Annotated in this window: 12 protein-coding genes; 8 read left to right on the top strand and 4 right to left on the bottom strand. The window is 56.9% G+C overall.

Annotated features, from left to right (window positions below; genetic code table 11):
• Positions 1–52 precede the first annotated feature (52 nt).
• Entirely contained in the window at positions 53–1,471 is a 1,419-nt protein-coding gene (locus B3M52_RS11575) for a PLP-dependent aminotransferase family protein (protein ID WP_075195842.1), read from the top strand.
• A gap of 7 nt (positions 1,472–1,478) precedes the next feature.
• Here B3M52_RS11575 and B3M52_RS11570 read toward each other — a convergent pair whose 3' ends face one another.
• Together B3M52_RS11570 and B3M52_RS11565 are read right to left on the bottom strand one after the other, a co-directional pair.
• Positions 1,479–2,117, bottom strand: coding sequence for a response regulator transcription factor (locus tag B3M52_RS11570; RefSeq protein WP_075195841.1), 639 nt, complete (start codon positions 2,115–2,117; stop codon positions 1,479–1,481).
• A complete protein-coding gene (locus B3M52_RS11565; protein ID WP_036204553.1) occupies positions 2,110–3,615 on the bottom strand; it encodes a sensor histidine kinase in 1,506 nt (501 codons plus the stop codon). The genes B3M52_RS11570 and B3M52_RS11565 overlap by 8 nt, the downstream gene beginning before the upstream one ends.
• 145 nt (positions 3,616–3,760) lie before the next feature.
• Between B3M52_RS11565 and B3M52_RS11560 the strand changes: the two genes are divergently transcribed.
• The 6 genes from B3M52_RS11560 (at position 3,761) to B3M52_RS11535 (ending at position 10,885) form a co-directional block, all read left to right on the top strand.
• Positions 3,761–5,389, top strand: coding sequence for an acyl-CoA synthetase (locus tag B3M52_RS11560; RefSeq protein ID WP_041334713.1), 1,629 nt, complete (start codon positions 3,761–3,763; stop codon positions 5,387–5,389).
• Between the two features lie 92 nt (positions 5,390–5,481).
• Entirely contained in the window at positions 5,482–6,858 is a 1,377-nt protein-coding gene (locus tag B3M52_RS11555; protein ID WP_041334715.1) for a solute carrier family 23 protein, read from the top strand.
• Between the two features lie 247 nt (positions 6,859–7,105).
• On the top strand, positions 7,106–7,939 hold the full coding sequence (locus tag B3M52_RS11550; RefSeq protein WP_075195840.1) for a metal-dependent hydrolase: 834 nt from the start codon (positions 7,106–7,108) through the stop codon (positions 7,937–7,939).
• 106 nt (positions 7,940–8,045) lie between these two features.
• Positions 8,046–8,996, top strand: coding sequence for a DegV family protein (locus B3M52_RS11545; protein WP_036204559.1), 951 nt, complete (start codon positions 8,046–8,048; stop codon positions 8,994–8,996).
• A 157-nt stretch (positions 8,997–9,153) separates the two neighbouring features.
• Entirely contained in the window at positions 9,154–10,188 is a 1,035-nt protein-coding gene (locus B3M52_RS11540) for a hypothetical protein (protein ID WP_036204560.1), read from the top strand.
• A 31-nt stretch (positions 10,189–10,219) separates the two neighbouring features.
• On the top strand, positions 10,220–10,885 hold the full coding sequence (locus tag B3M52_RS11535; protein ID WP_036204562.1) for a LysE family translocator: 666 nt from the start codon (positions 10,220–10,222) through the stop codon (positions 10,883–10,885).
• A gap of 67 nt (positions 10,886–10,952) precedes the next feature.
• On the opposite strand, the gene fdxA is transcribed toward B3M52_RS11535, so the two are convergent.
• Both fdxA and mutS read right to left on the bottom strand, forming a co-directional pair.
• Positions 10,953–11,276 carry a ferredoxin FdxA gene (gene fdxA, locus B3M52_RS11530; RefSeq protein ID WP_007151871.1) on the bottom strand — a complete coding sequence of 108 codons (324 nt, stop codon included), beginning with the start codon at positions 11,274–11,276 and terminating at the stop codon, positions 10,953–10,955.
• Between the two features lie 137 nt (positions 11,277–11,413).
• The gene (gene mutS / locus B3M52_RS11525; protein ID WP_075195839.1) at positions 11,414–14,047 is read right to left on the bottom strand and encodes a DNA mismatch repair protein MutS; all 2,634 of its coding nucleotides are present in this window, start codon (positions 14,045–14,047) and stop codon (positions 11,414–11,416) included.
• A gap of 82 nt (positions 14,048–14,129) precedes the next feature.
• Here mutS and B3M52_RS11520 point away from each other — a divergent pair.
• A partial coding sequence (locus tag B3M52_RS11520; RefSeq protein ID WP_286749615.1) for a CinA family protein occupies positions 14,130–14,481 on the top strand: 352 nt, incomplete at its 3' end.

The raw sequence follows: 14,481 nt of genomic DNA, 5'->3' as shown, positions 1-14,481 counted from the left end.
TCTGTTCGATCTGTACTGCAGCCATTCTGGATTGATCTGGCAGGATGAAGCGATGGGCATTCTCTATAATCAGGTAGCAGACCAGTTACACGCATTGATTCGTGATGGGGTTTATCGCGAAGGTGAGCGGTTGCCTGGTGTTCGGGCGCTCAGTCGCCAGTTTGGCGTGAGCGTGTCAACGGTGCTTCAAGCACACCAGACGCTGGAGGCCCGAGGCTACCTCGAAGCGCGAGAGCGCAGCGGCTATTTTGTGCATCTGCCCAGGCGGGATACACCAGAACCGGTGATGCAGAAGCACAAAGCCAAGCCGGTGCCGGTGAGTGCCCGTGACATGGCGCTTGATCTTTGTGCTGACGAAGAGAAGCGCATGGTGCCTCTGGCCGCTGCTGTGCCACATCCCGATTTTTTGCCCGTGCGGCAGATCCAGCATGCCACCCTCTGGGCTGCGCGGCGTGGGCTGGAAACATTAGACTATGCCTTTCCCGGCAAGATCGAGTATCGCCGTCAGGTGGCCCAGCGAATGGCCGCGTTGGGGATTATTACCACGCCCGACGACATTCTTGCCACCAACGGCGCCCAGGAAGCCATTATTCTTGCCCTGCAGGCGGTCACTTCGCCTGGGGATATCGTGGTTGTCGAGTCACCATCGTTCCCGGGCATCCTCCAGGCGCTGGACGTGGTTGGGCTCCGGGTCATTGAAGTGCCGACGCATCCTTCGGAAGGGCTGAGCCTGGAGGGATTGGAGCTGGCGCTGGAACAGTGGCCGGTGAAGGCATGCGTGGTGGTCCCCAATCACAGCAATCCCATGGGCGCGACGATGTCTGATCTTCGCAAGCAGCAGATGGTAAGGATGCTGGAAGCGGTGGGCGTTCCTTTGATTGAGGACGACATCTACGGCGATCTCTATTACGGCATGAATCGACCCAGACCGGCAAAGGTCTTTGATCGCACCGGCAATGTTATCTATTGCAACTCCTTCTCCAAGACCATTTCTCCGGGTTTACGGCTGGGATGGATGATGCCGGGAAAATACCTCGCCGAAGCACGGCAGCAGAAGTATTTCAGTAATCTGGGTACGGCGAGTGTGCCCCAGATTGCCGTAGCGCATTTCCTGGAGCAGGGCGGTTACGACCGATACCTGCGTTCAGCCCGGCAGCGTTACCGCGAGGCAACGGACCGTATGCGTGCGGCAGTAGGACGCTCCTTCCCGGAAGGTACGGCTGTCAGCCGTCCCCAGGGCGGTTTCGTGCTGTGGGTTCAGCTTCCGGGCACAGTGTCCGGTACAGAGGTGTTTCGCCGGGCGCGGGAGGAGAATATCAACGTGGCTCCGGGCCTGATGTTCTCCACCACCGACAAGTACGAAAACTGCCTGCGATTGAATGGTGCCAATCCCTGGAGTGAGCGGGTTGAGCAGGCCATTGCGCGCCTCGGTGCCATCGTAACGGCTGTGGCGGCTGAGTCCCGGGCCTGACTCGGGCCTATTTTTTCCGCAGGCTCATCGGATCCAGCAGGCCGATGGCAACCGCAATGCCCGTAACATCCGGCACGCGCTCCACACCTAGCCGTTTCATTACGCGCGCCCTGTACAAGTCAATTGTCTTCACGCCGATGCCCAGTTGCTCCGCTATTTCCCTGCTGGTGTATCCTTGTGCCAATGGCATGAATACATCCCGTTCCCGCCGTGTGAGAGAAGCGACAAGCGTGTCAGTGTGCTGGTCTCCACGTTGTTGACTATTGGTTTTCTGATGTTCCTGAAGGGCCTGCTGGACGCTATCCAGAAGAAGTTGTTCGTTGAATGGCTTCTCGATGAAATCAAAAGCCCCGGATTTGAAGGCGCGGACCACGATGGGCACATCCGCGTGTCCAGAGAGAAAGATGATGGGAAGTTGCGAGCCCCGTTTTTGAAGCTCTTCCTGAACGTTCAGGCCGCCGAGGCCAGGCATCCGTATGTCGAGGACCACGCAGCCGGTATGCTCCGGATTAACGGCGTTCAGAAATTGCCGGCCATCTGCATAAGGCTGCACGTGTAGGCCAACGGACTCCAGCAGCCACTGGGTGGACTCCAGCATGCCGGCATCATCGTCTACAACATAAACGGTATGGGCTGAATCACTCATCCTGGTCTGTCTCCCTAGGGTTGCCGGATTCATTCTTTTTGCAGTGGGGAGGAGGGAAGCGGCATATCAGTGTCAGGCCGCCACCGTCGGCTGGTTGTGCGTCCAGAAAGCCGCCATATCCCTCAATAATGGAGCGGCTCATGGAAAGTCCAAGGCCAAGTCCTTGAGGTTTGCTGGTATAGAAGGGCGTGAACATGTGTCGCAGGCCTTCCTCGTCAAGGCCCGTTCCGTGGTCAGTCACCTTGATCAGGGTCTCCTGCGCCGGTGTTATGCAGGTTTCAATCTTAATGTGAGATGGGGCGTTGTTATCCTGCCGGGCTTCGGTATTGGCGTCGATACCGTTGCGAATCAGGTTGATCAACACCTGCTCGAGTAAGACCGGGTCGGCAGTGAGTACGGGGTTGAGCGGCGTTAGGTTCTCCTGGATGACAACATTATGTTTGTCTGCATCCCATTGGCATAGTCGCTTGACGTTGGTTACCGCGTCATTGATGTTAACCGGCGCTGTGCGTTGCTGCCCCTTACGTAGAAAGGCCCGCAGTCGCTTGATGACTTCCGAGGCGCGGTTGGCGTGATGAGTGATTCGCTGCAGACCATCGTCCACCCGCTCGAGGTTCTCCGGGTACTCCAGGGCCAGTTTCAGATAACGCTGGCTTGCACTGGCAAAGTTAACGATCGACGCCAGTGGCTGGTTCATCTCGTGGGCGATACTGGATGCCAGTTCGCCCAGTGTCGCCAAGCGGGCAGTGTGGGCGAGTTCTTCGGCCAGTCGGCGGTTGTTTTCTTCCGACTTTACCCTTGCGGTAATGTCTCGTGAGACGCTGACGGCCTCGATCACTGCTCCGGTGTAGGTTTCCCTGATCGCCCGGCTGGCGATTTCAAACCATCGCTTGCTGCCGTCCCGGTGGGTGATCTCTATGGTCATGGTGGCGTAGCCTTCGTCCCGAAGCCGGTTACGGGCTTCCTCCATTTCGGCGCTGAAGGCATTGCTTCGGAATACCTCTTCAAGAGGTTTGCCCCTAAGTTCCTCAGGCCAGTACCCCAGCAGCCTCCAGGATGCCGGCGTGGCATCAATGAACCTGCCATCCGGTGCATGCCGGGAAATAAGGTCTGTAGTGTTTTCGGTAATCAATCGGTAAAGCCGGCTGGATCGGGTTGCCTCGTCCAGTTTCCGAATGTTGTCTGTGACATCCCGTCCCCGTGCCAGAATCTGGCGAGAGTCCTGGTCGGGAATGAACGTCCACGACAGGGTGGCCGAATGCAGACGACTCTCCACGCCTTCAATAGCGCGCCCCTGGGTAAGGCAGGCATTGATCAGAGCTGAGAAATTGACTGGTAGCAGTCTGATCGGGTTGTCGGTTCCGGTCTCCGCACACAGATCTTTCGCTGCCTGATTCAAGCCTAGCAGCTGGCCGTCGGAATCGAGTATAAGCCCTGCTTCAGGGTCGGAACTTGGCAGCTGGAAGGTTGTGATAGTGCTTCCTTGGTTATTTTTCATTTTAATATAGTAAATACACTATAATACATTGGTGTAATTTCTAGTAGTGTTGCTATAAAATAGTATCTCTATACCAGATATTGTAGCCCTTTTGGTAGACTTCTTTAATGCACCATAAGAATAATGACGCTTACAGGACCATACAATGACATCAATTTTTGATCAGGGCCTCGAGCCAGTCAGCGCCAATCACTCTGTCCTTTCCCCCATCGACTTTATTGAGCGTACCGCCAGTGTCTACCCGGACTATCCGGCAGTCATACACGGAGCCATTCGCTATACCTGGGGACAGACCTATGAACGGTGTCGCCGACTGGCCTCTGCGCTTTCCAGCAGGGGCATCGGTCGTGGCGACACGGTGGCGGCGATACTGCCCAATATTCCGGCGATGGTGGAATGTCACTTTGGCGTTCCGATGATTGGGGCTGTGCTCAACACTCTTAACGTGCGACTGGATGCTGAGGCCATTGCTTTTATGCTTGAGCACGCTGAAGCCAAAGTGGTGGTGGCCGATCGGGAGTTCGGTAGTGTGGTTCGCGATGCAATCAGTCGTCTGGACTCAAAGCCATTGGTCATTGACATTGACGATCCCGAATACGGTGAGGGTATCCAGGTGAGCGATCTGGATTACGAAGCGTTCCTTCAGGAAGGCGACCCGGAGTTCCAGTGGAACCTGCCTGAAAACGAATGGGATGCAATTTCACTGAACTATACATCAGGTACCACCGGGAACCCGAAAGGTGTGGTTTACCACCATCGTGGCGCTTATCTGAACAGTCTTGGCAATCAGGCCGTGTGGTCAATGGGCCAGCACCCCGTCTACCTGTGGACGCTTCCCATGTTCCACTGCAACGGCTGGTGTTTCCCCTGGACCGTCACGGCGATGGCAGGCACCCATGTGTGTCTACGGCGGGTGGACCCGGAGAAAATCCTCCAGCTGATTCGCGATCATCAGGTGACTCACATGTGCGGTGCGCCAATTGTGCTCAACGCTCTGTTGAATGTGCCAGAGTCTGCAAAAGCCGGAATTGATCACGAGGTGAAGGCGATGACAGCCGGTGCAGCCCCTCCTGCACAGGTTATCGGTGCCATTGAGGAAATGGGGATTGCGATTACCCATGTATATGGTCTCACCGAGGTATACGGCCCAGTGACAGTGTGTGCGTGGAAATCCGAGTGGGATGAGAAAACGCTGGATGAACGGGCCACGATCAAAGCACGTCAGGGCGTTCGTTATCAGACGCTGGCAGGCACGATGGTGGGCGAGCCAAGCACCATGGAGCCAGTACCTAAAGACGGTAAAACCATTGGCGAGATATTCCTGCGCGGTAACACCGTAATGAAGGGCTATCTGAAAAACCCCAAGGCCACTGAGGAAGCCTTTCGCGGCGGTTGGTTCCACACCGGCGATCTGGCTGTGTGGCACGAGGACGGTTATATGGAGATCAAGGATCGTCTGAAGGACATCATCATTTCGGGGGGCGAAAATATTTCTACCATTGAGGTGGAAGACGCTCTGTATCGCCATCCGTCGGTATTGGAGGCAGCGGTGGTTGCGCGTCCAGACGCCAAATGGGGCGAGACCCCTTGTGCGTTTATCACCTTGAAGCCGGAAGCCAGCGAAGTGAGCGAGGAGGATCTGATCGACTTCTGCCGTGAACGATTGGCTCGCTTCAAGGTGCCCAAGACGATCGTATTTAGTGACCTGCCAAAAACCTCAACCGGCAAGATCCAGAAATTCGTGCTGCGAGACCAGGCAAAAGAACTGGATTGATCTGGTGGTGTTATAGCCCGGCGACCGGGTTTGGAAACCGTTAACACAAAAACAACATGAGGTGCGGATGATTCCGCACCAGGAGACTTTTTATGCAAGTTTACCACCGTAAAAATGGGGAAGAGCAGCCATATTGGCCGGCTGGTCCATTCAAGATTCGACTGCCGTTTGTTCACTACCGTTGGGAGTTTGCCGAAATGGTGCAGGCGCTGATCATGTTCGTGGTCAGCCTTGCGATGATTCCGCTTCTGGAGAAGTACCTCGGTGTGCCCTACGACGTTGCGCTTGCCTACGTGGTGATTTGCGGCATCGGTTTCATGTTGCCAGCGTTACTCGGTGTTCCACTGATACCGGGCTGGATCACGCCGGGCATCCCTGTGGTGCTTCTCTTCCTGGGTGACTACGAGCCGGGTCCGGAGGCAATTAAAGCGTTGTTTGCGCTACAGTTCCTGGTGTTCATTATTTTCCTGGTGCTGGGGGTTACCCGCTTGGGGAGCAAGCTGGTGGAGCTGATTCCCCGTTCCATGAAGGGCGGCATTATTATTGGTGCCGGTATTGCCGCATTGATGGGCGAAATCGAAGCAGGTGGACGACTGGCTGAAACCCCCATTTCCCTGATTGTGGGCGGTCTGGTCTGTCTGTATCTGATGTTTTCGGTATCTTTCAAAGGGTTCGTCGACACCAGCAACATTGCCCGCAAGATTGCGAACTACGGAATGGTCCCGGGAATGGTCGTCGCCATCCTGGTGGGTTTTGCCACTGGTGAGTATGCCGTTCCAGACGTGGAGTGGGGCATTACCAAGCCGGCGTTTGACGAGCTGTGGAACTATCTGCCGTTTGCTGTCGGGTTTCCCGATGCCGAAGTGTTCATGTACGCCATTCCGACAGCGGTGATCGCCTATGTCATTGCCTTTGGTGACATCGTAGTTGGGCAGTCGTTGATGAACCGGGTGGATCACCTGCGAAAGGATGAGGAGATTGATAACAGCATTGATCGTGTACATCTCGTGACGGCTATCCGCAACGGTGGGCACGCTTTCTTTGCGCCATACCCCGGTCTTGCCGGCCCTATCTGGACGGCGGTTACCGCTACCATGGCTGAGCGTTATAAATATGGCCGTAACGCCATGGATTCCATCTACAGCGGTGGTGGTACGTTCTGGGTTACTGGTTTCATTGCCTTGTTTGTGTTGCCGTTGGTGAGCTTCTTCCAGCCAGTATTGCCGATTGCCTTGTCGTTGACTCTGCTTCTGACTGGCTACATCTGCCTAATGGTGGGGCTTGAGCAATTGGAGAACAACACTGAACGTGGTATCGCCGGTACCATGGGGGTGGTTCTGGCAGTCTATGGAGCGGGTTGGGGACTGGCCACCGGTGCCGTGCTGTATTTTCTTATCGAGCGCACCAAGCTGCTTGGATTTACCGCCGACCCGGAAGCGCCGGGTGTTAAGGCAACTGAAGAACATTAAGCCAGCAGCGTCTGATCTGCTTGAACGCACTTTACCCTTATGTGTCCTTGGAGGCATCGGCTTGGCCATGCCTCCTTTTTTGTTTGACAAGTTGTCATATAGTGACAACTTGTCGCTTTTTTGTAGTTGTCGCCTTCCTTCCGTGTTGAATTCGGGTTTAAACTGAAGTTTCTGATCAATTTTCGTACGCGACGTTGCCGCTGTACGGTGAATGCCGCTTCATAATCACAATAACCCGGAGGCAGTCATGACCATCAGCTCCACGCCCGAAGGCGTTTCGGTTGCACCCCGACACATGCACTTCGATATTGCCGACGACCTCAAAACCCTGTGGCACGGCAATGACACCTTCCGCACGGCGTTCTTCAATGCGCTTTCGCTCCAGTTCCCCGATGGCGAGCAGCAGTTTATCAATGCGGTTCGGCTCTACCGGGACAAGGTGGACGATCCCAAGCTTAAGGAAGAGATTCGCGGGTTTATTGGCCAGGAGGCGCTGCATAGCCGGGAGCACAAGCACTACAACGAAGCGTTGAAGGCTCGTGGGTACAACATCGATGCCATTGATGAGCGATTCCGCAGGCATATGGCGTGGGTAGGCAACCTGCCGCCCAGTCGCCAACTGGCCGGAACCTGCGGCGCCGAGCATTATACCGCGGTGCTGGCGAATGCCATTCTCCGTCACCCGGAATGGATGGAAGGGGCCACACCGGACATGGAAAAGCTGTGGCGCTGGCACGCCATCGAGGAAACTGAGCACAAATCGGTGGCTTTCGACGTCTATCGACACTGCGTTGGCAATGAGCGTCTTCGCCGGATTGTATTCCTGTTTGTGACCTGGAATTTCTTCAAGTACACCTTCCTGAACACCTGCAGTCTGTTGAAAACCGACGGCAAGTTGTGGAGCCTCGGCACGTGGATCGGTGGTATTAACTTTCTATGGGGTAAACCGGGGGTGTTGCGCAAGTGCATGCCGGACTTCCTGGCCTATTTCCGCAAGGGGTTTCATCCGTGGCAACAGGATAACCGTGAACTGATCGAGAAAAACCTCAATGAACTTGAACTGAAGCCATCCGCTCGCTAGCAGGGTGCTGAAATATTGACCGCTTTGTGTAAGACTGGGCCTGCCAAAAACAATGACAATAAAGGGAAGCAACCGGCTGGAATAGCTTCCCATAGCTGGAGGCCCCATGCGCGTTGGTCTTATCGTTGATTCCGCCTGCGATCTGCCCTATGAGTTCAGTCGCAAGCACGATCTGTTTGTTCTGCCGGTCACGGCCGTTATTGATGGCCAGACCTACATCGACGAGCACGACCCGGTCAGGACCCAGGAATTCTACCAGAGCGGCCTATTACAGAAGGGCCACCACGCCGAAACGCACGCCTTCTCCGCCGAACAGATCCACGACCTGTTCATGGAAAAAATTGTCACGGAATTTGACGTTGCCATCTGCGAAACGGTCACCCGGTCTCGCAGCCTGATTTTCCAGAATGCCACGGAAGCCATGAACAGTGTGATGGGGCACTATCATGAGGCCCGCCACGCCGCCGGGCGGGAGGGCAAATTCTCCATGCGGGTGATCGACAGCAAACAGATCTTTGCCGGCCAGGGGCTGCTGGCGGCTCACACCCTTCGCCTGATTGAGCAGAAGCTTTCGAAAAACGCCTTACGCAATGAAGTCGACACGTTCACCGACAGAATCTACACCTGCGTGATTCCCCGGGATTTGCACTATATCCGCGAACGGGCCCGTCGGCGTGGAGACAAGAGCGTGTCGGCACTGGTGGCGTTTCTCGGCAAGGCACTGAACATCACCCCGGTCATTTTTGGTCAGGGCGCTGAAGGACAACCGGTTGCCAAAACCCGGAGTTTCGACGTGGCAGTGGAAAAAGTGATGAACTATGCCACCGCGAGGGTCGAGGCAGGACTGTTGACGCCCTATGTCAGCCTTTCCTGCGGCCTGACCTGGACTGAAATCGAGGACCTTCCAGGATTGAATCGCCTGCGTGACGCCTGTGAGAAAAACGGTGTTGAGCTGTTGCTCTCCCAGATGGGCATTACCAGCAGCATCTACATCGGCCCCGGCAGCCTGTGCCTGGCGCTTGCCGCAGAACCCCACGAATTCAGCGATTTCCAGTAGCCGGGACTATCGGGCGCCCAGGCACCACCTCCCGTTTCTTGGCTCACTCGCACACCAAAGGCTGTATCTTCGGCAAACGCAGCCGGTCGGGCTTCGTGTTAGCCTCATATCGTTCTCAATTCAGAAGCCCACTTCCAGACAGCACCGGACCCCGATTATGACCAAAGGTAAAACGGATCTCGCCAATGCGTTGCTCGAGCAACACGTAAAACACGAACTGGCTTCCCTGAAAGGGGCCAAGTTGCGGCGCTTTCTCGAAACCGAAGTGGATGAACTGTTTGACTACGCCGGGGCCATCACCCTGAACCGGCTGACCTCGGCGGAACAGGTTATGGGCGTGATCCAGCGCATTGTGATCAACATGGAACTGGATGCCGGTATCCCGGAACTGGCGGCCGAAATGGCTACGGAGGTATTGAACGCGCCGGTCCAGCGCACGTCCCGGTTACGGGATATTATCACCCGAGAGCAGGCCACCGGGTTCCTCGAAGAGGCCCTTGAACTACGTCAGCAGCGTGAGCGGGTGATCAGCGAGATCATGGCTCACCCGGTCTATCAGGAGCTGGTTTCAAACGTGGTGTATCAGGGCGTGGTGAACTACCTCTATGAGGACAACCTGATTACCAAGAGTGTTCCTGGTGTCGGTTCGATGATGAAGTTTGGCAAGCGCATGGCCAACAGGGCGGTTCCGGGCCTGGACGAGACCTTTGAGCGCCGTTTCAAGGCCTGGTTGTCCGACAGCCTGCCGGGGTTGATCAGCCGGAGTGAACAGTTCCTGAACAAGGCGCTGAGCGACGAGGAGCTGCGCGACAGCGTGATGGCCGTATGGGTGTCACTGGAAGACCGCACCATCGAAGAGTTGCACGAGGGGCTTGGAGACATACAGCTCCAGGAGTTTGTGGTTCTGGGGTATGAGTTCTGGCTGCAGTTCCGACAGACGGCCTATTTTGAGGGGTGTGCCAGGGCCGTGGTGGAGCACCTGTTTACCCTGTATGGCGACAAGCCGGTAATTGAGCTGTTGGCTGCCGTTGGGGTCGATCGCGATGTAGTCATGGCGGAGGTGGATGCCTACGCACTTCCTGTGATAGACGTGCTGCGGGAGGAGGGGTATCTTGAGGCCCTGACCCGTCGTCGTCTTGCGCCATTCTATAAGTCGGCCGCGGCGAAAAAACTTCTGCAGCAGGAGAGCTGAGCACTCCTGCGTTCGCGTGGGATGTTTGGCAATGCTGGTACCAACGGAGCTGTTCTGGGCCTATCTGGTGGCCATCTCGCTACTGACTGTCACGCCAGGGGTGGACACCCTGCTGGTGATGCGGAACGCCGGGCGCGGTGGATTGAAACATGGTTTGCGGGATGGCTGTGTCACCAGCGTGGGCATCTGCTGTGGGTTGTTTATTCACGCCACCCTGTCCGCTCTGGGTATTTCGGTGCTGCTGGTAGAGACGGCCTGGGCGTTTACCGCGGTCAAATGGGCAGGTGCCTGCTACCTGATCTGGCTGGGGCTGAGTTCGTTGCGTCAGGCCATGGCCCGGGGCCCCGCAAACGCCGATGAATCCTCGATATCGAGCGCCGAACCGCCATTGATGAAACCGGTATCAATCTGGGTGGCGTTTCGAGAAGGCCTGCTGTCCAACGTGCTGAATCCGAAAACGGCGCTGTTCTATATGGCGTTGCTTCCTCAGTTTATCGATCCCGCCGGGAATGCATTCCAGCAATCGCTGTTCCTTGCGGCGGTTCACTTTGTGCTGGCGATGGCCTGGCAATGTGGGCTGGCGTTGGTGGTGGTCAAATCAAGAAGGCTTGGCGTGGGGCAGGGCGTAAAGCGCATGCTGAACGCGCTGACTGGTGGCTTCTTCGTCGCTATCGGGGCAAAACTGGCGACGCAGTGAAGTGGTGATGTATGAAAAAGGGGAGCCGAGGCTCCCCTTTTTGATGGTAATACGCTGAACGCAGCTATTACTTTTCGAGGTACTGCAGCTTGTCCGGCTTGCCGTCCCACTCTTCGGCTTCTGGCAGCGGGTCTTTCTTTTCGGTGATGTTGGGCCACTTGCCTGCCAGGTCGGCGTTGAGCTCCACAAACTGGACCTGATCCGCCGGCAGCTCGTCTTCCGAGAAAATGGCCTCAGCGGGGCACTCCGGCTCACACAGGGCGCAATCGATGCATTCGTCCGGATCGATTACCAGAAAGTTCGGGCCTTCGTAGAAGCAGTCAACCGGGCATACTTCCACGCAGTCCGTGTATTTGCACTTGATGCAGTTATCAGTAACGACAAACGTCATAGTCAGTTTCCTGGTCCAGTAGTCAATCTCATCAGTGTAATAATAATTGCGCGATATTGTATTGAGCGGCCTGCCCTGTCGCAAGCGCTGAGGCGCACTATCGTTATTACACAGATCAATTCTGCCGCTGAGTTCCGCTATTTCCCCAGCAGTTCTTTCAATTCGTACAGTCGGTTAAGGGCATCCCGCGGAGTCAGTCCGTCCACGTCCAGGTCGGCCAGGCATTCTTCCACTTTGCTGGGCTCCAGGCTGGCGAACATGTCTGCCTGCATAACCGGCTCGCTAACGCGGGCGGTGCGTGGCTGTTTTTCAGGTTCAGCCGGCGCCACGGCGGTATGATCGGCTGCCGGCCTGGCTGGTGCCGCACCGCCTTCAAGGTGGGACAACTGCTCCTTGGCATTGCGAATCACGTCCTGGGGCACGCCAGCCAGCTTCGCCACCTGCAAACCATAGCTCTGGCTCGCCGGGCCGTCATGAACGTTGTGCAGGAACACGATGGTGTCGTCGTGCTCGGTGGCTGTCAGGTGAACATTAACGGCGTGCTCAAGATCGTCGGCCAGTTGCGTGAGCTCGAAATAGTGAGTGGCAAACAGGGTGTAGCAGCGAATGTGTTTGGCCAGGTGTTCCGCTGTCGCCCACGCCAGGGACAGGCCGTCGAAGGTGCTGGTGCCGCGCCCAACCTCGTCCATCAGCACCAGGCTGTATTCCGTGGCGTTGTGAAGGATATTGGCGGTCTCAGTCATTTCCACCATAAAGGTTGAGCGGCCGCCGGCGATGTCGTCTGACGACCCCATGCGGGTGAAAATACGATCCAGTGGCCCGATGACCACGCGGTTGGCGGGCACATAGCTGCCGGTGTAAGCCAGCAGGGCAATCAGTGCTGCCTGGCGCATGTAGGTGGACTTACCGCCCATGTTGGGGCCGGTGATCACCAGCATGCGCCGTTGCTGGTCCATCAGCAGATCATTGGGCACGTAGGGATCGCTCAGCAGTTGTTCCACCACCGGGTGGCGGCCTTCTTCGATATCGAAGCCGGGCGTGTCACTGAATTCCGGGGCATTGAAGCGAAGGCTGGTGGCCCGCTCGGCAAAGTTGCTGAGCACATCCAGCTCCGCCAGGGCCTGAGCCGCGTCCTGCAGGGGCGCGAGTTCGGCGGCGACAGTTTCCAGCACCTCGTCGTACAGGGCTTTCTCCCGTGCCAGCGAGCGGCTCTTGGCGCTAAGGGCCTTGTCTTCGAATTCTTTCAGTTCCGGGGTGATAAAGCGTTCGGCGTTTTTCAGGGTCTGGCGGCGGATGTAATCCACTGGCGCCTGCCCGGACTGGGCGCGGGTAATTTCGATGTAGTAGCCGTGTACCCGGTTATAACCCACTTTCAGCGTGCTGATCCCGGTACGCTCGCGCTCACGAGTCTCAACGTCCAGGAGGAACTGGCCTGCGTTCTCGCTGATGTTACGCAGCTCGTCGAGCTCTTCGTCAAAGCCTTCGCGGATAACACCACCATCCCGGATGACCACCGGCGGGTTGTCGATGATGGCTCGTTCCAGCAGGTCCGATAGTTCGGGGTACTCGCTGATCGTTGTGGCGAGTCTGACGACGTGGTGGGAATTGACCGGTGTCAGTGCGTTCTGTAAATCCGGCAGGCTTAGAAAAGCATCCCGCAGCCGTGCCAGATCCCTTGGGCGCGCTGAACGCAGCGCCACGCGGGCCAAAATCCGCTCGATATCACCGATGCTTTTCAACAGGTCATGAACCGGCTCATAGTGAAAGCCGTCCAGAAGTGCTGAAACCGCCTGCTGGCGTTGTTCCACCACGGTAATGTCCCGTAAGGGCCGGTTAAGCCATCGTCTTAGCTGGCGCCCACCCATGGCGGTCGCCGTCCGGTCCATCACCCAGGCCAGGGTGTGCTGGGTGCCGCCCATGAGGTTAGTGTCGATTTCCAGGTTACGGCGGCTGGTGGCGTCCAGGATTACCGCTTCCTCGCGCCGTTCACGGCTGAGTTTGCGAATGTGGGGCAGGGCGGTGCGCTGGGTTTCTTTGGCGTACTGCAGCAGGCATCCGGCGGCACAGATGGCCAGCGTGAGGTCTTCGCAGCCAAAACCGGTCAGGTCGCGGACCTGCAGTTGCTGGGTAATCACGCGGCGGGCGGTGTCGGACTCAAACAGCCATGGGCCCTGGCGACGGATACCGGTATAGCCGTCCAGTACGTCCTGATAAGGAAAGTCCTCACTGATCAGGATCTCCGCTGGGCGCAGGCGCTGGAGCTCCCCTTGCAGGCCCTCGAGATCGTCCAGTTCAGACACGGTAAACCGTCCGCTGGAGATGTCGAGGGAGGCAAAACCAAACTGCTCCCGGTGGCTGTAGATGGCGACCAGAAGGTTATCCCGGCGGTCCTCAAGGAACGCATCGTCGCTCAGCGTGCCCGGCGTCACAATGCGAACCACCTTGCGCTCTACCGGCCCCTTGCTGGTCGCCGGGTCGCCAATCTGCTCGCAAATGGCGATGGATTGACCAGCACGAACCAGACGTGCAATGTAGCCTTCAGCGGAATGGTAAGGAATGCCCGCCATGGGAATCGGGCTGCCCCCCGACTGCCCCCGGGCTGTCAGGGTGATATCCATCAGCTCGGCAGCTTTCTTGGCATCCTCGTAGAACAGCTCGTAAAAGTCCCCCATGCGGTAGAACACCAGTTCATTGGGGTGTTCACCCTTGATCTTGAGGTATTGCCTCATCATCGGGGTGTGGTGGGACAGATCGGTCTGGGCTGCTGACATGAACGGTTCCGGATCCATTGGCTTTATGTGAAGGCAGGGATTGTAAGAAAATAACCGCCATGATGAAACGAAGGAGATCATTATGCCACTGACTGACGAGGCATTGGCGGAAGCCGGCACGCAATTGGCTGACGTATTAATGCAACGCGAGCTTACGATAGCCACTGCCGAAAGTTGCACTGGCGGCTGGGTTGCCAAGGTGCTGACCGACCGCGCGGGCTCTTCTTCCTACGTTCTGGCGGGACTGGTGACCTACAGCAACGATGCAAAAAGGGGCTTGCTGGGTGTGACTGAACCGTCGCTGGGGGAGCACGGCGCAGTTAGCGAACCGGTGGTACGGGAAATGGTTGCTGGTGCCCTGGCGGCCACGGGTGCGGATGTGGCTGTTGCGATCAGTGGCGTGGCGGGCCCTGGTGGCGGCAGTGACGACAAGC

The organism is Marinobacter sp. UBA2688 (assembly GCF_002352785.1).
Lineage (GTDB): Bacteria > Pseudomonadota > Gammaproteobacteria > Pseudomonadales > Oleiphilaceae > Marinobacter > Marinobacter salarius.
Note: the sequence above shows the minus strand (reverse complement) of the source record. Positions and strands in the feature narration are given on the sequence as shown.